We start from the raw sequence: 17,063 nt of genomic DNA on the forward strand, positions 1-17,063 counted from the left end.
TCCTCAATTTTTTTCTTTCAGGCGTGTCACTACTGCCGATGGATTTTCACCCCGGAGCATAATGACAATACCCTGTACCAGGTCATCTTCCTCGTTGAGCCCCACCTGTCCAAGCCGCGGTTTGGCACCCAATTCTATTTCAGCCACATGCTTGACCAGGATAGGTGTGTTGCCTACCACCTTGATCAAAATATTGCCAATATCATCTATTTTATCCAGCAGCCCCACGCCACGCACGACATAGGCCTGATTTCCTTTTTGGATTACATCACCACCCACATTGATATTTGAGCGCGATACCGCCTCATACACATCCAACGGTGAAAGGTTGTAGTTGGCCAGTTCCGTTGGATTGATCTTTATCTCATAGATCTTTTCTTCACCACCAAAGCTCACGACATCTGCCACCCCGGCACCCCACAAGCTCCCGTTCGATCACCCAGTCCTGAATAGCAGATACCTCCTTGATCGGCAGGTTACTTTTGACCACATAGCGAAAGATTTCCCCTGTGGCTCCCGAAGGCGGTTCAATAGAACTTTCGGCCCCTTCCGGCAGCTCAATGGAGCGCATCTTATTACCCGCATATTGCTGCGCATAGAAGTCTTCTACCTCATCCTCAAACTGCACTGTCACCACAGAGAGCCCAAACAGGGAAATCGACCGCACATTCGTCTTTTTGGGGATGGTGTTCATTTCCTTGGTGACGGGCAGTGTGACAAATTTTTCAATTTCTTCGGCACTGCGTCCCGGCCATTGTGTGATGATCCGAACACGGGTATTGGTCACATCTGGAAATGCTTCGATCGGGGTATGCAGGTAAGCGTAAATTCCACCGAACAATAAAGCCAGCGTAAAAAATAGAACCACTAGGGAATGTTTCAATGAAAATGAAACGATATTTTGTACAACCTTCTTCATCCTATCTATTCATCAATTCATCAAATACAATCAATTCATTTTCTGTCAGCACACGGTCCCCTTCCTCCAACCCCGTTTCGATAAAGGCATAGGTTTCGTTTTCCGACACGATATCAACAGTCCTTACGGATAGATCACAGTCGCTTTTGTAGATCACGACATAATTCTTGTTATTATGCAAGATAATGGCGTTTTTGGGGATTGCCAGCAAGTGTTGCTGTTGCCCTGCGGATCCCTTCTCGACCAACACATCCACGCTCATGCCCGGTTTCAACCTCAAATCCTTATTGAGCAGCTTGACGCGTGCTTTGACCACCCGCTCTTCGGGATCAAAAAGTTGGCCACCTGGTCAATATAGCCTTCAAAATATTCGCCTTTATAGGCCAAGGTTGTGATCCTCACATGAGCGCCATTTTTGACAAAGGGTAAGTTATTCGCGTAAATATTGACGGTCACCCAGACCTCATTCAGGTTACTGATAGACAGTAGATCCGTATCGTCACCTACGGTCATCCCCGGACTTACTTTTTGTCTACGATATACCCAGTTTTGGGTGCACGGATATAAAAAACACCATTCTCGGAGGATCCGTTCAGCAATTTCATATTCGCCTTCACGTTCTGGATCCCGATCTGCACAGATTTCAGTTCGCTTTCCATCTCTTCCAGCTCACGCTGGGAAGCCATGCCATCTTTGAGCAAGCTACGTAAACTATTCACCTTACTTTCGGCCAGGCGTCTATTGTTTTCCAGCTCGCGGAGTTCCTTTCCTAGGTCATTGACCGAGGTGCCTTTGAGTGATACCAGCACCTGCCCTTTCTCCACATAATCACCCATTTTAACAGCGACAGATTGCACCATTCCCTGAATAGGACTCTTCAGCGCAGCGAGCTCATCCTGGTTGTATTGAATTGCGCCGTTTAAGGCGATCTGTTCAGACACATCCCGCTTTTGGATCGAATCAATTTTGATATGGCGTTTGAAATCATCACTTAAGCAAAAGCCTTTTGTCTCTACGACATGCTTTTCCTCCTTTTGCTCCGACTGACAGCCCCACAGGAGGCAAATAGACAAAAGCGTCAGTGGCATTAAAAATTACCCTTCATTAGACAATATCCTTTCCGACCAAATAGGTCAGTTCTTCACGATACTGAAGATATTTAGCCCTGCGTTCCAATATTGATTCTTTGTTTTCCATATAATTATTGATAAAGTCTATAAACTCAACAATGGTCAGCCTACGTTCCTGGAAATTTCGGACATAGCGTTCCAGGGCAACATCCAGTTTACCGTCAAACCCTTTATCCATCGTTTTTAGGCTAGATTCCAAGTTGCTTAGCCGTGCGGAAAGAAAATCGATCTCCCGTTCGATATCAATACGAAACTGTTCGATTTCAACCTTATTTTTTTCCAGTTCCAGTTTTGCGATCTTGATATTCCCTTGGTTTCTATTAAATAGGGGCAGATCCATAGAAAGCCCCAGTCCAATAAAATCGCGCATAATATTTCCGCCCCGATCATAATTCACGGAGACTTCCAGATTTGGCACACGCTCGGCTTTCTCTATTTCCAGTTGGGCCTGCCCTTTCTTAAATTCATTGTGAATGATTTTATAATCGCTTCGATTATCCATGGCCATGATTTTCCATTCGTTTTGTCTATTCGCAATAAAGGCAGGGTTACCGATGGTATCCGCGATGGAAAGCGCCGTTCCTTTGCCCCAAGATAACGTGCGACATCGTTCATTTTTGCTATTTTCTCCTGCTGTATTTCATTCAGCTTATTCCCAAAAGCCATGGATTCACTCTGGATCCTGAGGTAATCCATTTCGCTGACATTGCCTTCTTTCCACTGATTTTGATAAGACTGCGCCAGCTTCTGGAAGATTCCGACCTGATTGCTATAGAGACGCTCCTTTTCCTGCAGCACCTGCAATTCCAGACATTGGCTACGGAGGTCATATTTCAGGTTGCGGAGTAATTCCTCAAACTGAAGTTGCGCATTCTCCTTTTCAAGGAGTTGCAGCTGTACCCGTTTTTTTTTTTGCCGGCCAATTCAATCGTCTGCTCCAGTTCCATTTCCACCTGTTGGTATCGTCCGTAATTTCCCATCAATGCTGGCAGCTCCTCACTGGAAGAGTTTTTCCAGAGGTTGACCTCACCGATGGAGATCTTGGGGTTGGGCCACAGCTTGGCCTGCAGTACCGCTGCTTCAGCCTGTTTCATCTGAAAACGCTGCGCCATCAAGGACAGGTTATGTGTTAGGAATACCTGCTCAATCTCTGATTTTTGCAGATGATTTTCGGGCATTTCCTGTGCAAATAGTCTGCTGTTCAGGCCAAGAAGAAGAACTAATGTAATGCGTATTTTTCCCACTCTATTTTGTATTTCCACAAAACTAAGAGACAGGGATTACAGGCAACTTTAAGGTAAATTAAAGTTTGATTAGAAGAGATTAGAAAATGATTAGAATTTTGGAAACAGCAGCGATACGGTTGTTCCCAGGTCATTGGAACGAATAGCAAAGTCCACCCCTGGTCTTTAAACACGATCTGCGCAAAGGAAAGACCGATGCCACTACCTTTGACAGTTCCGACATTCGACCCACGGTAAAAGGTCTGCTTCACCGCCTCCAGTTCTGCCCGTGGAATACCGATACCCTGGTCAATAATTTCTAGCGATAGACGCTCATCGAGGGTCGACATACGCACCAGAACTTCCTGACCATTGGCATATTTAAGAGCGTTTTCGATCAGGTTGGAGATCGACAAGGCCACAAGCATGCGATTACCCCGGAAATTAAAATAATGTGGTTCATCCACCTGTAGCTCGATTTTCAGGGGTACGGCAAATGTCCGCTTAAACTTAGGTACCAAGTCCCAGACCACTTCATCGATGCGAAAGACCTCCATCGACCGCTTCAAAGCCTGATCTTCTGTCAGCAATAGAAAATTTCCGATCAGGTGATTTAGAAAATTTACATGCTCGGTGATTGTCGCTGCCAGTTCCTGATATTCCTCCTGGCTACGGGCTTTTGTTCCAAAACCTCCATGGACCCCAAAATACCGGCGAGAGGTGTACGAAACTCATGGGATACATAGCTCACAAAATTCTTTCGGATAATCATGTTTTCACTGATCCGGCGCAGGAGCGCATTGTAGCTTTCGATCAGGTCCTGCAGCTCATCTTTTGTTTTGATAACCGTCAACGGCTCCTGGATAGTATTTAAATCCTTATGTTGGATTTCCTGAATGACATTCCGGATGGGCAGATAAGCATATTTACTCAGCCAGACCGATAACAAGACAATGCTGATCAAGGCAACCAGAAAACGAGCACGAGAATAAAAAGCAGGCGATTTAGCTGCTGATTAAAGTCCGTATTAGACTCTTTGACAAAGACAAAAAAATCACCCTGATTATCGGGATAATACAGGCCAAAATAAAAGCTGTCTTCCGTTTTAAAATAAACAGTTTTTTGGGATTTCAGCTGTGTCAACAAGCTTTTACTGATTTGATTATCATATTTCAGACCACCATAGCTCACTTGGCCTTCGGCATTATAGACCGCTACCATGGCCCGCTTGACCAGACTTTCATATTGATTTTTGGACTCCAGATGTTTTAGGGGCTCTGTTCATCCGCCTCCAGGTAATAGATACCGGCGATTTTTGCGTTTTTTCCAGCGAACTGATCAGATGCCGTTCGGAAGAATTATAGAATATCCAGTAAATGACCAGCGTCGCAAGTCCAAAAATGATCGTGAAGACCAAGGAAGAAAAAGTGTCAGTCTGATCTTGAGGTTCATGGTCAGTCCGTTTTGAGCATGTAACCTACCCTTTGACCGTCCTGATAATGGATGTATCACTTCCATCATCCACTTTCCCCGCAGATAGGAGACGTACACATCCACGACATTAGTATTGTTATCAAAATCAATACCCCAGACCGCCTGTAGGATCGCGGTACGTGAAAGGGTCTTATTGCGGTTTTCGATCAGATACTTAAACAGCTTAAATTCTTTAGGCGAAAGATCGACATTTTCACCACCTTTATAGACTTCATAACGGTCCAGATCCACTTTGAGATCGCGAATTTCGATGCAGCTATCATTCACATGGCTTGTATTTTTATAGCTGTCCCGACGTACCAAGGCTTTGATGCGGCTGACGAGTTCCTTAAACGAAAAAGGTTTGACCAGGTAATCATCGGCACCACTTTCCAGGGCATCGACTTTATCTTCAATTTCACCAAGTGCGCTGAGAATCAGAATGGGGATATGGTTTTTGCGGTAGCGCAGCGTTTTGTAAACTGGATCCCATCGATTCCCGGCAGCATAATATCCAGTACCACAACATCCAGGGAATCAGCATTGACCCATTCCCTTGCCGCTTCAGCGGATTCCGCCAAAATGACCTGATGGCCCAACTCTTCCAGCCCTTTCACCACAAAGCTACTAATACGACGATCGTCCTCTACCAAAAGTATCTGCATAAACTGATTTTATTTTTATACGGGATTATAAAAATTATGAATATCCTAATGGAATCTACAAGTATACGAATTTACAAATTAATCCTTAGACAGGCCACAGCCCCATATTGCCCATATCGACCTGTCTATCCAGATCTCAGGCACCACTGATCTGGGATCAATTCTTGGCTGAGATCTTAACAGGAATAAAACGCCAAAGTGGATCAGGTGGTAGCCAACCTTTATTTCAGACAACGGGCGGTGACCAGCAGCTGGCCGACATGGCGCTGTGCATGTTCAGCCGCATGAAATAAGAGACCGATCAGGGTTGTTGGAATCTGCTTTCTCCCAGAAAACGTTCTTCGGTCAACGTTGAGGGGTCAGTCACCGATAAGATAGCTAAAGCCCGTCCGATCTGCAGCTGTAGGTTTCCGACTAGCGTAGCAACGCTGAGTTCCATATCCACGATGCCTTCCTTTTGGAGATAATCAAACTGCTCGGCAGACAAGGATTTGCCTGCAGCATAGGTAAACATGCGATCAATCACACCGCGGATATGCAGCAGATGAAATCCGATGCTAGCGTTGCCACAGGGGCGTGCCCAGAGCTGCTCTGACGACAGCTGGGTTGTATATTTTGCACTATCCTCTTCCACTTGCAGCAGCGCATGTGCTACCGGCTGCAAAAGATCTGGAATCCCCTTGATTGGTCCCCGCATCCATACTTCTAAATTGTCCATACCTGATTTAATAAGCTATTTTCGTTTACTGGTGCTCTTCAATGCCCATAGCACCAGTATCGGTTGAAAAAAATAAACGGGCAAGCCTTTTCCCATCACTGTCCAATCCGAAACCATCCCGATGTTCTTTATATTGGGCGATATTGCCTGGGAACACCGCAACAAAAAACAGCGCGGCAATTTTTCCAACGGTAGCACGCTGTTTGCCCTTTGCCAATAGCAGTGCACTGCCCAGCGCAATTTCAGCAAATCCCGAATACAGGACTGTATCATCTTTGGAGATTGGCACCCAATCAGGTACCTGTGCCTGAAATTCCTTCCGGGCAAAGGTCAGATGTCCGATTCCCGCTACCATTAAGAAAGCACCTAAGCCATAGCGTGCAATCTTTTGAAGGCAAGATTTTTCCATACTATCTTTTTAATAGAAGACAGTACAGGGCGAAAATAGTTTGCTAAGGCAAATAAGATTCGAAAAATAACGCTTACCCCCACTCCTATATTGAGCTATATTGTTAGGCAATACCCAGCGCCTTTATTTATCGAAGGCATTGACAAAGAACCTTATGGTTACCAAATCGATTTGTCCAATGATCTGGATTTAAAATTTAATGCCGATGCTAGTTTCATCGGTCTTGATGACTAAGGCGAAGCATCAAAAAGGGACTTATCAAGCGATAAGTCCCAACCAGTAAAAAACAAACATTGACAAACTATTGCTGGCGATCCCAGCCGCCACCAAGAGATCTATATATCGCTACACTCGCTTTGAGCTGATTCGCTTTCTTCTCAACCAGTTCAAATTTGGATTCCAATGCATCGCGTTGCGTCAGCAACACTTCCATATAATCCGCGCGGGCATACTTAAATAAATCATTGGAGATAGCGATAGATTCCTTTAAGGCATCGACCTCCCGGGTCTTGATCACAAGGCCATTTTCCAGATTTTTAATTTTTGAAAGCTGGTTAGCGACTTCGATATAAGCAGCTAATAGGGTTTGCTCATAATGGTACACCGCCTGCACCTGTCTTGCGTTGGCATTATAATAGGCCGCTTTGATCGCTCTTTTATTGATCAGGGGAGCAGTAAGCTCGCCGACAAGTGAAGTCAAAAAGGATTCCGGTTTAATCAGATAGGTCGGATCAAAAGCCTGCAAGCCCACTCCGGCAGCAATATCCAAGGAAGGATAGAAACGCGCTTTCGCGGATTTAATATCAATTTGGAGGCAGCGAGTTCATATTCTGCCTGCTTGATATCCGGTCTATTTTCCAGCAGATCAGCCGGGATACCCGTGTAGACTGTCTGTGGCACGAGCTGCTCAAAAGCATCCTGGTTGCGCTGCACTGGCTGCGGGAATCTACCGACCAGATAATTGATCCTATTTTCAGTTTCCGTTATCTGTTGCTGGATATCATATTGCATCCCCTGGGTTTTCAGGATCTGTGCCTCGAATCTTTTGATGGCAAGCTTGTTCGACCGCGCGTTCTTTTTCAAGTCATTGACCACTGTTAGCGCATCATTTTGGATCTTCACGTTTTCATTGACCACCAGCAGTTCGTTGTCCAGTGCCAGGAGCTCATAATAAGCATCTGCAATTTCGGAGATGAGATGCGTCACCATAAAGTTTTTGCCTTCCACACTCGCAAAATACCGCTGCAATTGCGCTTTGGTGGCATTGTGCAGTTTACCCCAGATATCCGTTTCCCATTGCGCCTGTACACCGACACCAAAATCAAACAGCGGTTCGGGCATCTCCCGGCCAGGTTCGATTTCCGTATTTTCTCCATCGCACCGATATTGGTGTAACGGCTCACTTTGTCAACACCGGCACCTACTTTAAGCCCTACCGAAGGTAAATATTCCCCTTTTTTGGCACTGACCTCATTTTTGGCCATCTCGATTTCCTGAAGCACAATATGGAGCTCCTGATTATTTGCGAGTGCCAGACCGATCAGTCCCTGTAGATTGGGATCATTGAAATAACTGTTCCATTTGATTTTCCCAGTATTTGTAGAGTCATTTTCGGCAGTACCATATTTCTCTGGTACAGCCCTATTTTCAGCACGTTGTTGTATTTCCAAAGGTTTGCAGCCCACGAAACTCAGTAAGAAAAGTGCAAAACCTGTATATTGATATAATCTATTTCTATTCATAATGTATCATGTCTTCGCTTAAAGGTGATTCGTCTTCGGCCTGGATCATTTTTCTACCATCCGCCAATTTTGCAAAAATGTAATAGAGTCCCGGAATGACGATAACGCCAAAGATTGTCCCGACGAGCATACCACCTAATGCAGAAGCACCTATGGTATGGTTTCCGATCGCTCCGGCACCACTCGCAAAGACCAGCGGAACAAGTCCGGCGATAAAGGCAAATGAGGTCATCAGGATTGGTCTGAACCGAGCTCTTGATCCTTCTATGGCCGCTTCCAGTATTGAATCTCCGGCCTGGCGGCGCTTGACGGCGAATTCAACGATCAGCACGGCATTTTTACCCAACAGACCGATGATCATGATCAGTCCCACCTGTGCATAGATATCGTTTTCGAGCCCCATCGCTTTCAAGAGGAAGAATGAACCAAATACACCTACCGGTAGCGACAACAAAACCGCAAACGGGATAATAAAACTTTCGTATTGCGCTGCCAACACAAGGTATACGAATACCAGGACCACCAAGAAGACATAAATGGCTTCATTTCCACGCTGTGCTTCATCGTAGGACAAGCCCTCCCAGGCCACTTTGTAACCGTGTGGCAATGTTGCCAGTGCTGTCTCATTGATCGCCTGAATGGCGTCGGCCGTTGTATAACCATTTGCCGGAAGCCCGCGCACCGCAGCAGAATTATACATATTGTAACGTGTGATCTCGTTGGGGCCCTGTGTTTTTTCAAGGTCATAAATGCCGAATACGGAACCATCTGATCATGATCATTTTTGACATAAAGATTCATAATATCCGAAGGCAATCTTCTGAATTCGGGTGATGACTGCACATAGACTTTAAAGAATTGACCAAAACGGATAAAACCCTGTTCGTAAGTACTACCGATCAGGATATTGAGGTTATCCATGGCTTTACCGATAGAAACCCCTTTTTGCATGGCGGCATTATTGTCAAATACCAGTTCATATTGCGGGTAATTGGCGGCGAAGAAAGTAAATACTCCCGTCAGCTCCTTGCGTTTTTTAGATTAGCAATAAAAGCTTTGTTTACTTTATCGAAATCCTGGTAATCTGTTGTCCGGTTTAAATCAAGTAAGCGCATCGAGAAACCACCGAGGATCCAAAACCAGGAACAGCCGGCGGTTCGAAAAACTCTACAGTCGCCCCCAGATTTTTGATTTTTCTTCAAGTTCTTCCATGATCTCTTTCACACCATGCTCCCGCTCACTCCAAGTCTTGAGGTTGATCAGACAGGTTCCCGCATTTGAACCACGACCTTCCGTCATGATCTCATAGCCGGCAAGCGAAGAGACCGACTCCACACCGTCCACCCCTGACAGATCTTTTGCAGTTCGCGGGAAAGCTTATTGGTCTGTTCCAGCGTCGATCCCGGTGGCGTCTGAATGATGGCATAGATCGTTCCCTGATCCTCGCTCGGTATAAAACCACCCGGAAGCGTTTTGTTGATCAGGAAAGTCCCCACACAGAAAACGATGAGGATGCCCCAGGTGATGACCCTCCGGCTGGCGATCTTGCGCAGCAAGGAGGCATAAGAGCCCGTTACCCGATCGAAAGTGCGGTTAAACGTATCAAGAGCTTTGGTAAATAGATTTGTTTTTGGGGTTTTCCATGATTATTTTTCAATAACATCGCTGCAAGTACAGGTGTGAGTGTAAGTGCTACGACGGCCGATATCACAATGGAACTCGCCATGGTAATTGAAAACTGACGGTAAAACGTCCCGACAGGGCCTGTCATAAACGAAATCGGGATAAACACGGCAACCATGACCGCCGTAATAGCGATGATCGCGCCAGCGATTTCAGCCATCACTTCCTTGACGGCATTGTAAGGCGAGATTGCGCTCTCCTCCATCTTGGCGTGGACGGCTTCGATCACGACAATAGCATTGTCCACCACAATACCAATGGCCAGGACAAGTGCAAAAAGTGTAACCAAGTTGATCGACATTCCGAACCACTGAATGACAAAGAATGTACCTATCAGCGATACTGGAACCGCAATGATCGGGATCAGCGTAGAGCGCCAGTCGCCCAGGAAAATAAATACAACGATAGCTACCAGGATAAAGGCATCACGCAAGGTATGCATTACCTGTTCGATCGAGGCATCCAAAAACTGCGATACGTCATAGCTGATCTTATAGTCCACACCCGGCGGGAAATTTCCTTTCATCTCCGCCAGCTTAGCTTTTACATCCTTAATAACATCATTGGCATTGCTACCATAATTCTGTTTGAGTACAATGGAAGCCGAGGATGTCCATCCAGATTCGAGTAAATATCAAAAACTCACTGCCCAATTCGACTTTGGCAACATCTTTTAACTTGATATTTTCACCTTCGCCATTTGCCCGAACGATGATATTTTCATATTCCTCGGGTTTACTGTACTGGCCTTTATAGGTCAACACATACTCCAGCGACTGGGCAGCAATACCTGAGCTCTGCCCCAATCGTCCCGGTCTACCAATAATACTTTGCTCACCGATAGCCTTCATCACCTCATCGACAGATAAGCTATAGGCACGCATACGGTCGGGATTTAACCAGATCCGCATAGCATAACGTCTGCTCCCCAAGATCTGGGATTTGGCAATACCATGGATCCGGTTGATTTCGGGAATAATGTTTACGGTCGCATAGTTGTACAGGAATTTTTCATCCATACTTTTACTGGTACTGTACAGGTTCACGTACATCAACATACTGGGCTGAATCGGATTGACGATCACCCCTTCCTTTTGCACCAGCTCGGGCAACAGCGGCATCACCTGATCCACTCGTTTTGACCAGTACGACCGCATCATTGGGGTCTGTCCCCGGGTCAAAGACCACGTTTACCGTAGCCTCTCCGGCACTGGTCGCATCTGTTGCGATATAACGCATGCCCTGTACCCCATTAATGGCATTCTCTAAGGTAATGAGTGAAGATTTTACAAGCACATCTGCACTTGCCCCGGGTAGGCGATGGAAACCGCCACTGTGGTGGGGGCGATCTTTGGAAATTGTTCGGTAGGAAGCTGCTTGATAGCCAGACCACCGATAAATAAGATGACAACCGATATGACAATAGCAAATACCGGCCGATGTATTACTTTTTTAAACATAATGCTGCTTTTTAATTACTCTGCATATAAATCTAGGTTTGACATGACTTTCTCCGGGGTCTGGTACTTTGATTCAATGGTCTGATTTTCCTGTACCATGCGAAGTCCATTCAGTAAAATCTTTTCGTCTTTACTCAAACCCGAAGAGACAACATAGATATGTGGCAGTTCAGCAGCAACCTTTATTTCTCTTGCTTTAACTTTATTATCTTTTGTGATGACATAGACATATTTCTTTTCGAGCTCCTCAAATGTCGCTTTCTGCGGGATCATCAAAGCATTCGTATAGGGTGAGGTGATCACAATATTGCCGGTCTCGCCAAACCGCAATAAACCTTTTGGATTTGGGAAGGTCGCCCTGTAGGCAATATTTCCGGTTTCGTTATTGAAATCCGATTCGATTGTTTCGACAATACCTTCCTGGCCAAATTCCTTTCCGTTGGCCAGGTTCAACCGGACATGCATGGGACTGTTATCCTTTTTAGCCTCCATCTGATTGAGGTATTCTACTTCGGGCACATTGAAGTAAACCCACATTTTGCTATTATCAGATAGCTCCGTAATCAACTCCCCTTCATCCACCAGGCTACCTTTACGTAGATGCAGTTTACCGACAATACCGGAGAAGGGGCTACGATGTCCGTAAATTTGAGGTGCGTATTCATGGATGCCAGTTCGGCTTTGGCCTTTTCATATTTTGCTTTGGCCATTTCGGTTTCCTGAGGGGCAACAATATCTTTTCGGAGAGATTTTTGGTATTTTGATATTCGATTTCCGCGTATTTCACCTCAGCTCTTGCCCGATTGACATCGGACTCATAGAGGTTGGGCATAATTTTAAAGAGTGGTTGCCCTTTTTGTACAAACTGACCCTCGTCCACAAAAATAGATTGAATATAACCTTTTTCTTGGGCGCGTAGCTCGATATGATTGATCGAACGGATCTGGGCGACATAATCTTTATTGACAAGTGTATCTTTCACCAACGGAGTGGTCACGTTGAAAACTGCTGCTTCTTTTTTTTCCTTTTTCTCGGACTGGCAGCTTGTAGATAGCATAATAAGGCACAGGTTGATATACATGAAATTTTTCATGACCATGATCATAGATTTTTATAATAATTTTCGAAAAATTGAACAATAGTGTGACAGGCGTCCAAATTACCTTGAAAGCCATTTTTGATATTTTCTAAAAAAAATTACTTAAAAATCACAGCCTGAAGACGCTGTAATGGATATAAAGGGCGTTTTTTTGTGGGTTAAGATTTTCGACATTGGCCAACGAGACTGCGGTGCGCGTGTTGTGGAAATCGGGGTGGATGTTGGCATTCAGATTGCCAAAATTATTCTTGGAAAGCGCAAATAAATTTGGCGAGTCAGTGTCGCTTCCGGTATCATCATTTTCACCGTCTTTTTCAGCAAAATAAGCCCTAAGTTTTTCGTGGCGCCGATGTTTACTTTTACGGATGATATCGTTATCCTGTTGTGCGCCCTTTACCTGTCGATTGAAGTGTTCGACAGCATGTCGGTTGGTCAATGCAGAAGATTCTGTTGTTGCTGCATAATGCCAGCCTAAACCGACAAGTATTGCGCACCATACGCCGAACAGATATTGACGGAATCTTCCTTGCATCGTTAAAGCAAATGTAATTAAACTTTAAAAAGGATGCAAGCAATTTAGATATGGAAGTGTTAAAGATTAAATACTATTGTTACAAAGTATTTAAAATTAAACCTTTAAAGTTTAAATAATCATATTTAAAAACCTTCACATAGCACATTTTAGCCCATGAGCAACAGATCAGTGAAGCTTTATCCCCTCCACATGACTCCCTAGCTGGCTCAGGCAAAAATATTCGCATTTTAACTCCATGCCAGATACCTGCATCAGCTTACTTTTTATCCGTAAAATAGATCTCCATTCCCCATCTTCCGATTTCAGATTGATCAGATAACTTGCCTGTTCCATAATTTTTACGGGAGTACCTTCGGTTTCAAAACTAGTGCTTTCCAATTGCTCTTTGGGCTTGCTGGTTTTGCTCATTGTGGTCGATTTGGCAATAAAATACGTATCGCCTTCCACTTTGGTCACCCGGAACCAGCCAAAGCCCAAACGGTCGCCTGTACCCTGAGGAGCTTCAAAATGTCCAAAATAAATATCTCCGACCGCTGGTTTTTGCTCCATGGCCAAGCTAGCAGCCGGTTTCGGTAAGGGTGGTTTTACCGCATCATACGTAAGCACCCCAAAAAAGGTGACGATCAGCAACAGGGCGACCCACCCTATAATGGTCAACTTGAAAACAGAGGGCGGTGCTGGGACTTCGTTGTTTTTCAGCGTGTAGAAGGCCTTCATATCAGCCGTCCACTGCCGCCGTCGTATGACTTTCCCCGTATTAACATCCCTGAATTCACCGGCCGCTTTTCGGGAATGCACGGTACAGACCGCCATGCGCATCTCGGTACGCAGAAAAACAAGGTCCATGCCCTGCCCAGGTGTTTGCGGATTTTGCAGTTCAGACGCTGAAAAGCGAGCTGCTTGGTATTGTTGAATTAAGAAAACATATTGTCAAGATTTTTTATTCCTTCATACGATTAACTATTGAAACACTTTCGGAAAGACGCTTCAATCTTGTCCTTTTTATAAAAGCTTTCTGATACTTCCTGCAAATAACTATTTGCTTCTTCGAGAATCTCCGGCGCTACCTGTGCATGTGTTATAACAGGCTTAAGCCATGCCTTTCCCTCCCTGAATTCGACAAAAGCCATAACCGTTTCATCCCCCACATCCAGTCATAGATCAGGGCATAACCACTTTCGGTATACAGACCCAGCTGTTTTAAAAATGCCAGCATAGGCAATATTTCGTAATAGTTTTCACTGAAGTTGAGCGAAGTAAAGTTCCACTGTTGTTCTTTATCATCATATTGCTCTGTCGAGCAGAAAAAACTGTCACGCAACAAATCATCGACTACATTACGGTTGTTTTCTTTTGTATAAGTAGGAATATTTTTCAATCCTGTTTTATTGTACATCTCACAACTGTCCCACCATTGCGTCCAGTTGTCATCAATTCCCGTAGTCATCGGCTTCGTAACAAAAAAACTCATTCAATTTCCCTTTTTTGATCTGAATGTTAATATAAAGTGTATTTAGTTCCATCTGTCGTTCTTTTAAATAATTCCCGCTTTAAACAAAAAGTAACCACCACCGATCAGCGACATCGGCAGGGCGAAAGCCAATAAGATAATGCTTCCCAGGTACAGCCCCAATAAGATTGTATGCGCACATCATCGGCATTATCCGGGTCATAAATAAGTCTTACTTTTTCGTCGATATTATAGGCCGGAGGATTTGATCTTGTACTGGGTGAAAAAGTCTTTTCTTATCTCCGATATGGTACTCCATCAGTGGCGTATACATCGTGCCCCCTCACTTTCACGCGAAGGAATATTTTCGACGACTGTAGCTTCTACCGTATAACCGCCGGCATTAAGCCTCCGTGAACCGATAAAGGATAGTATACCCGTTACCAAAAGTGCAATCCCGATCAGGAGCAGGATGAGGTGTATTGCTATTGCCATTTTCATTTTTAAGGTTAAGAGATTCCATACATTTATTATTTGGGTTATTCCTTATTTTCTAGAAATATTACCACCATTGCGCTTCTGGCAGTTCGTAATAAGCTGTGTCTGCCTGCGACTGCCAAGGGGCTCGGTGGAACTGCCAGCAGGCGTTCACCTTGTCCATAAACTTGGCGATATCCATTGTTCCCCATTGGTAGCTTATTTTGTAGTTTTTCCGTTGTAGCTGATCGTTCCAAAAACAAAAGGTGTAGAATTTCCTGACACACCACCAGTAAACTGGATGGCTTTCTCGATATGAAATTTTGCACCTGCCGGAAACTTTTCCACCAGGATATAGTCGCCCAATTCAATACGTTCAGCCAGATAGGACCAATCGGGGTGCAAGCTGTCCAGCAGCAGGTAGGGATATTTTTATCATCGAATTGTTTTACCTTTTCCGTCAATAAGACCGTTTCCTTATCCAGTATTACCGTCCGGCCCATCCATTCTTTATACGGACTGTATTGACTGATAACGGTCGATTTTGTTTTGATGGTCGCATACAGAACAAAGCCAAAGACAAGCACGACCACGATTCCTATTCCTATGATTATTCCCATTGTTTTTTTAACGGACATACCTTTTTATTTAAACGTTATTTACTCCCGGCTCCGCTTCATGGACTTGCTGCTCTAATGCTGTATACAGACCAGCAGGAACCGACGAGATACCATATTTTCCCATTCACAATCGGCTTCTTTTGCCATACAGATAACGATATTCCTTATCCAGTGCATAGCCTAGTTCATCCCGTACCTCAAAACGGAACTGTTCCAAACTTTTTGTTCTGATCGGCTTTATGGATCTTGCAATCGTGTCAATATAAAATGCCAGCCGATTATCCACTGCGTAGAACGTATGATCGCATTCGCGGTAATAATTTCCCGAAACACATTGCTCCAATATTCGAAAACTCGCCGCATCCGCATCGGCCACAATTTCATTCCGGAAATAAACGTGGTTTTTATCTTTTGCGACATTCCCGATGTCTTCACCATGGCATACTTCGAAGGTTGCAGCATCAGCATTTTTCACTTGCTGGACATAGGCGCAATAAATCGCATCCCCACCTGCTGGTATAAGCCCGGCAGTGCAATGCTATCCGCCAGACGATAGCTCAGCTTTTTGTCAAACACATAGTCCATCGCCAAGGATGAGGCCATGCCATTTTCAAAATCAATAATATGAAAACCCGTGACATCAGCATCCGTCAGTACGCAGAACGCATTCATGTAGCTTTCGAGATAAATATGGTTCCGATCCCTAAAATAATGAAACGTAGATCCATTGCTCTGTATGATCTCAAAGCTGGCAAAATCAATGATGCCATAAAATTTACGGTACACTTCATTGTCGAAATGCAAGATAAATTTGTCATCTACGACCACAAACCCATTTCCAATAGCTCTGCTGCCCATAGACGTGGTTGTTTTTAATTTAAATCTTTTTCTTTATCCAGAAATGGGAATTGTTTGTCAAACATTTCACCCAGCAATGGCAGCGGCTTTTTCACCTCATTGGAGGCATTGATGATCCCTAACACCATCACGATAAAAAACAAAATGCCCGCATAGCTCAGGATACCCGCCAGCGATGATGAAACGACAGCGACGATGTTGATCATCACCCCAAACAGAAAAGAAAAAAGTAGAAGCCCTAAACCCTGTTTGAGGTGATAGGTACTGAAATCATTTCGTTCAGATTTTCCACCGAAATAAGCGACTAGCCATAGGATACCAATATAGCTAAGAATAGACTGCATTTTTGGGCTCATAAGTTTATATTTTTGTTTAGACAAATATGTCAGAATCTGGATCAAAAACCTCTCCCAAAACCATAACAAAGCATATACAAGCTAAAAAACTATATATACAAAATATCTACAAATCCAATACAACGCTGAAAACCAGCATATTTAACAAATCACTTATTTCAACTTGGGATAAAAACGATTACGGATATAAATCTTAAATTTGATCTTTAGAACGGCTAATTGTAGATAAACAAAAATGTATTTTAA

At 44.3% G+C, this 17,063-nt stretch carries 30 protein-coding genes and 4 pseudogenes; 2 read left to right on the forward strand and 32 right to left on the reverse strand.

The annotated features are described in order from the left end of the window. Positions 1-3 precede the first annotated feature (3 nt). From KUH03_RS08530 to KUH03_RS08595, 12 genes and pseudogenes are all read right to left on the reverse strand, one after another. On the reverse strand, positions 4-396 hold the full coding sequence (locus KUH03_RS08530; RefSeq protein ID WP_257092471.1) for an efflux RND transporter permease subunit: 393 nt from the start codon (positions 394-396) through the stop codon (positions 4-6). Continuing rightward, positions 380-919 (reverse strand): efflux RND transporter permease subunit, encoded by a 540-nt coding sequence (locus KUH03_RS08535; protein WP_257092481.1) that lies wholly within the window; start codon positions 917-919, stop codon positions 380-382. The genes KUH03_RS08530 and KUH03_RS08535 overlap by 17 nt, the downstream gene beginning before the upstream one ends. Position 920: 1 nt before the next feature. After that, positions 921-1,235, reverse strand: a complete 315-nt coding sequence (locus KUH03_RS08540) for a hypothetical protein (protein WP_257092483.1) — start codon at positions 1,233-1,235, stop codon at positions 921-923. After that, positions 1,196-2,007, reverse strand: a pseudogene (locus tag KUH03_RS08550) (efflux RND transporter periplasmic adaptor subunit). Before KUH03_RS08550 ends, KUH03_RS08540 begins: the two are co-directional and overlap by 40 nt. 16 nt (positions 2,008-2,023) lie before the next feature. Then, positions 2,024-2,551 carry a TolC family protein gene (locus KUH03_RS08555; protein ID WP_257092488.1) on the reverse strand — a complete coding sequence of 176 codons (528 nt, stop codon included), beginning with the start codon at positions 2,549-2,551 and terminating at the stop codon, positions 2,024-2,026. Further along, positions 2,482-2,973 carry a TolC family protein gene (locus tag KUH03_RS08560; RefSeq protein WP_306429709.1) on the reverse strand — a complete coding sequence of 164 codons (492 nt, stop codon included), beginning with the start codon at positions 2,971-2,973 and terminating at the stop codon, positions 2,482-2,484. Before KUH03_RS08560 ends, KUH03_RS08555 begins: the two co-directional genes overlap by 70 nt. Next, positions 2,883-3,227 carry a hypothetical protein gene (locus tag KUH03_RS08565; RefSeq protein ID WP_257092490.1) on the reverse strand — a complete coding sequence of 115 codons (345 nt, stop codon included), beginning with the start codon at positions 3,225-3,227 and terminating at the stop codon, positions 2,883-2,885. Before KUH03_RS08565 ends, KUH03_RS08560 begins: the two co-directional genes overlap by 91 nt. A 41-nt stretch (positions 3,228-3,268) precedes the next feature. After that, on the reverse strand, positions 3,269-3,862 hold the full coding sequence (locus KUH03_RS08570) for a sensor histidine kinase KdpD (protein ID WP_257092492.1): 594 nt from the start codon (positions 3,860-3,862) through the stop codon (positions 3,269-3,271). Between the two features lie 32 nt (positions 3,863-3,894). Further along, the gene (locus KUH03_RS08575; RefSeq protein ID WP_257092494.1) at positions 3,895-4,236 is read right to left on the reverse strand and encodes a histidine kinase dimerization/phospho-acceptor domain-containing protein; all 342 of its coding nucleotides are present in this window, start codon (positions 4,234-4,236) and stop codon (positions 3,895-3,897) included. After that, positions 4,233-4,493 (reverse strand): hypothetical protein, encoded by a 261-nt coding sequence (locus KUH03_RS08580; RefSeq protein ID WP_257092496.1) that lies wholly within the window; start codon positions 4,491-4,493, stop codon positions 4,233-4,235. Before KUH03_RS08580 ends, KUH03_RS08575 begins: the two co-directional genes overlap by 4 nt. 117 nt (positions 4,494-4,610) lie before the next feature. Further along, entirely contained in the window at positions 4,611-5,069 is a 459-nt protein-coding gene (locus KUH03_RS08585) for a response regulator transcription factor (protein WP_257092498.1), read from the reverse strand. 63 nt (positions 5,070-5,132) lie between these two features. Beyond that, positions 5,133-5,410, reverse strand: a pseudogene (locus tag KUH03_RS08595) (response regulator transcription factor); the annotation flags it as partial. A gap of 107 nt (positions 5,411-5,517) precedes the next feature. Here KUH03_RS08595 and KUH03_RS08600 point away from each other — a divergent pair. Beyond that, a complete protein-coding gene (locus KUH03_RS08600) occupies positions 5,518-5,703 on the forward strand; it encodes a hypothetical protein (protein WP_257092511.1) in 186 nt (61 codons plus the stop codon). 8 nt (positions 5,704-5,711) lie between these two features. Here the strand turns inward: KUH03_RS08600 and KUH03_RS08605 are convergent, their stop codons facing one another. Both KUH03_RS08605 and KUH03_RS08610 read right to left on the reverse strand, forming a co-directional pair. Then, positions 5,712-6,128 (reverse strand): DinB family protein, encoded by a 417-nt coding sequence (locus tag KUH03_RS08605; protein ID WP_257092512.1) that lies wholly within the window; start codon positions 6,126-6,128, stop codon positions 5,712-5,714. A gap of 25 nt (positions 6,129-6,153) precedes the next feature. Then, positions 6,154-6,537, reverse strand: coding sequence for a hypothetical protein (locus tag KUH03_RS08610; RefSeq protein WP_257092523.1), 384 nt, complete (start codon positions 6,535-6,537; stop codon positions 6,154-6,156). Between the two features lie 90 nt (positions 6,538-6,627). Here KUH03_RS08610 and KUH03_RS08615 point away from each other — a divergent pair, with 90 nt between their 5' ends. Beyond that, positions 6,628-6,771, forward strand: coding sequence for a hypothetical protein (locus KUH03_RS08615; RefSeq protein ID WP_257092525.1), 144 nt, complete (start codon positions 6,628-6,630; stop codon positions 6,769-6,771). A gap of 67 nt (positions 6,772-6,838) precedes the next feature. On the opposite strand, the gene KUH03_RS08620 is transcribed toward KUH03_RS08615, so the two are convergent. The 18 genes and pseudogenes from KUH03_RS08620 to KUH03_RS08715 all read right to left on the reverse strand — a co-directional run bounded on the left by KUH03_RS08620 (position 6,839) and on the right by KUH03_RS08715 (position 16,817). After that, positions 6,839-7,288 carry a TolC family protein gene (locus KUH03_RS08620; protein ID WP_257092526.1) on the reverse strand — a complete coding sequence of 150 codons (450 nt, stop codon included), beginning with the start codon at positions 7,286-7,288 and terminating at the stop codon, positions 6,839-6,841. Then, positions 7,255-7,821, reverse strand: coding sequence for a TolC family protein (locus KUH03_RS08625; protein WP_257096788.1), 567 nt, complete (start codon positions 7,819-7,821; stop codon positions 7,255-7,257). The genes KUH03_RS08620 and KUH03_RS08625 overlap by 34 nt, the downstream gene beginning before the upstream one ends. After that, positions 7,740-8,279: a TolC family protein gene (locus KUH03_RS08630; protein ID WP_257092527.1), complete on the reverse strand. Its 540-nt coding sequence runs from the start codon at positions 8,277-8,279 to the stop codon at positions 7,740-7,742. Before KUH03_RS08630 ends, KUH03_RS08625 begins: the two co-directional genes overlap by 82 nt. Then, a pseudogene (locus tag KUH03_RS08635) lies at positions 8,272-9,302 on the reverse strand (efflux RND transporter permease subunit). The gene KUH03_RS08630 and the pseudogene KUH03_RS08635 overlap by 8 nt, the downstream one beginning before the upstream one ends. 144 nt (positions 9,303-9,446) lie before the next feature. Next, positions 9,447-9,578 (reverse strand): hypothetical protein, encoded by a 132-nt coding sequence (locus KUH03_RS08645; protein WP_257092530.1) that lies wholly within the window; start codon positions 9,576-9,578, stop codon positions 9,447-9,449. Then, positions 9,575-9,835: an efflux RND transporter permease subunit gene (locus KUH03_RS08650; RefSeq protein ID WP_257092539.1), complete on the reverse strand. Its 261-nt coding sequence runs from the start codon at positions 9,833-9,835 to the stop codon at positions 9,575-9,577. Before KUH03_RS08650 ends, KUH03_RS08645 begins: the two co-directional genes overlap by 4 nt. A gap of 17 nt (positions 9,836-9,852) precedes the next feature. After that, on the reverse strand, positions 9,853-10,560 hold the full coding sequence (locus KUH03_RS08655; protein WP_306429710.1) for an efflux RND transporter permease subunit: 708 nt from the start codon (positions 10,558-10,560) through the stop codon (positions 9,853-9,855). Next, positions 10,535-11,422 (reverse strand): annotated as a pseudogene (locus KUH03_RS08660) (efflux RND transporter permease subunit). The gene KUH03_RS08655 and the pseudogene KUH03_RS08660 overlap by 26 nt, the downstream one beginning before the upstream one ends. Positions 11,423-11,437: 15 nt before the next feature. Then, complete coding sequence (locus tag KUH03_RS08670; RefSeq protein ID WP_257092542.1) at positions 11,438-12,004, reverse strand: efflux RND transporter periplasmic adaptor subunit; 567 nt, start codon at positions 12,002-12,004, stop codon at positions 11,438-11,440. Between the two features lie 79 nt (positions 12,005-12,083). Further along, positions 12,084-12,515 (reverse strand): biotin/lipoyl-binding protein, encoded by a 432-nt coding sequence (locus KUH03_RS08675; protein WP_257092544.1) that lies wholly within the window; start codon positions 12,513-12,515, stop codon positions 12,084-12,086. Positions 12,516-12,630: 115 nt separating this feature from the next. Further along, complete coding sequence (locus tag KUH03_RS08680; RefSeq protein ID WP_257092546.1) at positions 12,631-13,053, reverse strand: hypothetical protein; 423 nt, start codon at positions 13,051-13,053, stop codon at positions 12,631-12,633. 168 nt (positions 13,054-13,221) lie between these two features. Then, positions 13,222-13,902, reverse strand: a complete 681-nt coding sequence (locus KUH03_RS08685; protein ID WP_257092548.1) for a hypothetical protein — start codon at positions 13,900-13,902, stop codon at positions 13,222-13,224. Positions 13,903-14,134: 232 nt separating this feature from the next. Next, complete coding sequence (locus KUH03_RS08690) at positions 14,135-14,503, reverse strand: hypothetical protein (protein WP_257092550.1); 369 nt, start codon at positions 14,501-14,503, stop codon at positions 14,135-14,137. 321 nt (positions 14,504-14,824) lie between these two features. Beyond that, positions 14,825-15,007, reverse strand: coding sequence for a hypothetical protein (locus KUH03_RS08695; RefSeq protein ID WP_257092552.1), 183 nt, complete (start codon positions 15,005-15,007; stop codon positions 14,825-14,827). 38 nt (positions 15,008-15,045) lie between these two features. Beyond that, positions 15,046-15,603, reverse strand: coding sequence for a hypothetical protein (locus KUH03_RS08700; protein ID WP_257092554.1), 558 nt, complete (start codon positions 15,601-15,603; stop codon positions 15,046-15,048). Between the two features lie 124 nt (positions 15,604-15,727). Beyond that, positions 15,728-16,078 carry a DKNYY domain-containing protein gene (locus tag KUH03_RS08705; protein WP_257092556.1) on the reverse strand — a complete coding sequence of 117 codons (351 nt, stop codon included), beginning with the start codon at positions 16,076-16,078 and terminating at the stop codon, positions 15,728-15,730. Further along, a complete protein-coding gene (locus tag KUH03_RS08710; protein ID WP_257092558.1) occupies positions 16,075-16,461 on the reverse strand; it encodes a hypothetical protein in 387 nt (128 codons plus the stop codon). The genes KUH03_RS08705 and KUH03_RS08710 overlap by 4 nt, the downstream gene beginning before the upstream one ends. A 14-nt stretch (positions 16,462-16,475) precedes the next feature. After that, a complete protein-coding gene (locus KUH03_RS08715) occupies positions 16,476-16,817 on the reverse strand; it encodes a DUF4870 domain-containing protein (protein WP_257092560.1) in 342 nt (113 codons plus the stop codon). Positions 16,818-17,063: the final 246 nt, after the last annotated feature.

Source organism: Sphingobacterium sp. E70 (assembly GCF_019285695.1).
Taxonomy (GTDB): Bacteria; Bacteroidota; Bacteroidia; order Sphingobacteriales; family Sphingobacteriaceae; genus Sphingobacterium; species Sphingobacterium detergens.

What these genes read in the sequence shown, in the direction of transcription:
- KUH03_RS08715 (WP_257092560.1), bottom strand. Translation starts at nt 16,817, where the DNA reads ATGAGCCCAAAAATGCAGTCTATTCTTAGCTATATTGGTATCCTATGG.
- KUH03_RS08675 (WP_257092544.1), bottom strand. Translation starts at nt 12,515, where the DNA reads ATGAAAAATTTCATGTATATCAACCTGTGCCTTATTATGCTATCTACA.
- KUH03_RS08680 (WP_257092546.1), bottom strand. Translation starts at nt 13,053, where the DNA reads ATGCAAGGAAGATTCCGTCAATATCTGTTCGGCGTATGGTGCGCAATA.
- KUH03_RS08690 (WP_257092550.1), bottom strand. Translation starts at nt 14,503, where the DNA reads ATGACTACGGGAATTGATGACAACTGGACGCAATGGTGGGACAGTTGT.
- KUH03_RS08645 (WP_257092530.1), bottom strand. Translation starts at nt 9,578, where the DNA reads ATGACGGAAGGTCGTGGTTCAAATGCGGGAACCTGTCTGATCAACCTC.
- KUH03_RS08695 (WP_257092552.1), bottom strand. Translation starts at nt 15,007, where the DNA reads ATGAAAATGGCAATAGCAATACACCTCATCCTGCTCCTGATCGGGATT.
- KUH03_RS08610 (WP_257092523.1), bottom strand. Translation starts at nt 6,537, where the DNA reads ATGGAAAAATCTTGCCTTCAAAAGATTGCACGCTATGGCTTAGGTGCT.
- KUH03_RS08700 (WP_257092554.1), bottom strand. Translation starts at nt 15,603, where the DNA reads ATGGGAATAATCATAGGAATAGGAATCGTGGTCGTGCTTGTCTTTGGC.
- KUH03_RS08630 (WP_257092527.1), bottom strand. Translation starts at nt 8,279, where the DNA reads ATGAATAGAAATAGATTATATCAATATACAGGTTTTGCACTTTTCTTA.
- KUH03_RS08535 (WP_257092481.1), bottom strand. Translation starts at nt 919, where the DNA reads ATGAAGAAGGTTGTACAAAATATCGTTTCATTTTCATTGAAACATTCC.
- KUH03_RS08565 (WP_257092490.1), bottom strand. Translation starts at nt 3,227, where the DNA reads ATGCCCGAAAATCATCTGCAAAAATCAGAGATTGAGCAGGTATTCCTA.
- KUH03_RS08555 (WP_257092488.1), bottom strand. Translation starts at nt 2,551, where the DNA reads ATGGATAATCGAAGCGATTATAAAATCATTCACAATGAATTTAAGAAA.
- KUH03_RS08685 (WP_257092548.1), bottom strand. Translation starts at nt 13,902, where the DNA reads ATGGACCTTGTTTTTCTGCGTACCGAGATGCGCATGGCGGTCTGTACC.
- KUH03_RS08605 (WP_257092512.1), bottom strand. Translation starts at nt 6,128, where the DNA reads ATGGACAATTTAGAAGTATGGATGCGGGGACCAATCAAGGGGATTCCA.
- KUH03_RS08710 (WP_257092558.1), bottom strand. Translation starts at nt 16,461, where the DNA reads ATGGGCAGCAGAGCTATTGGAAATGGGTTTGTGGTCGTAGATGACAAA.
- KUH03_RS08580 (WP_257092496.1), bottom strand. Translation starts at nt 4,493, where the DNA reads ATGGTAGCGGTCTATAATGCCGAAGGCCAAGTGAGCTATGGTGGTCTG.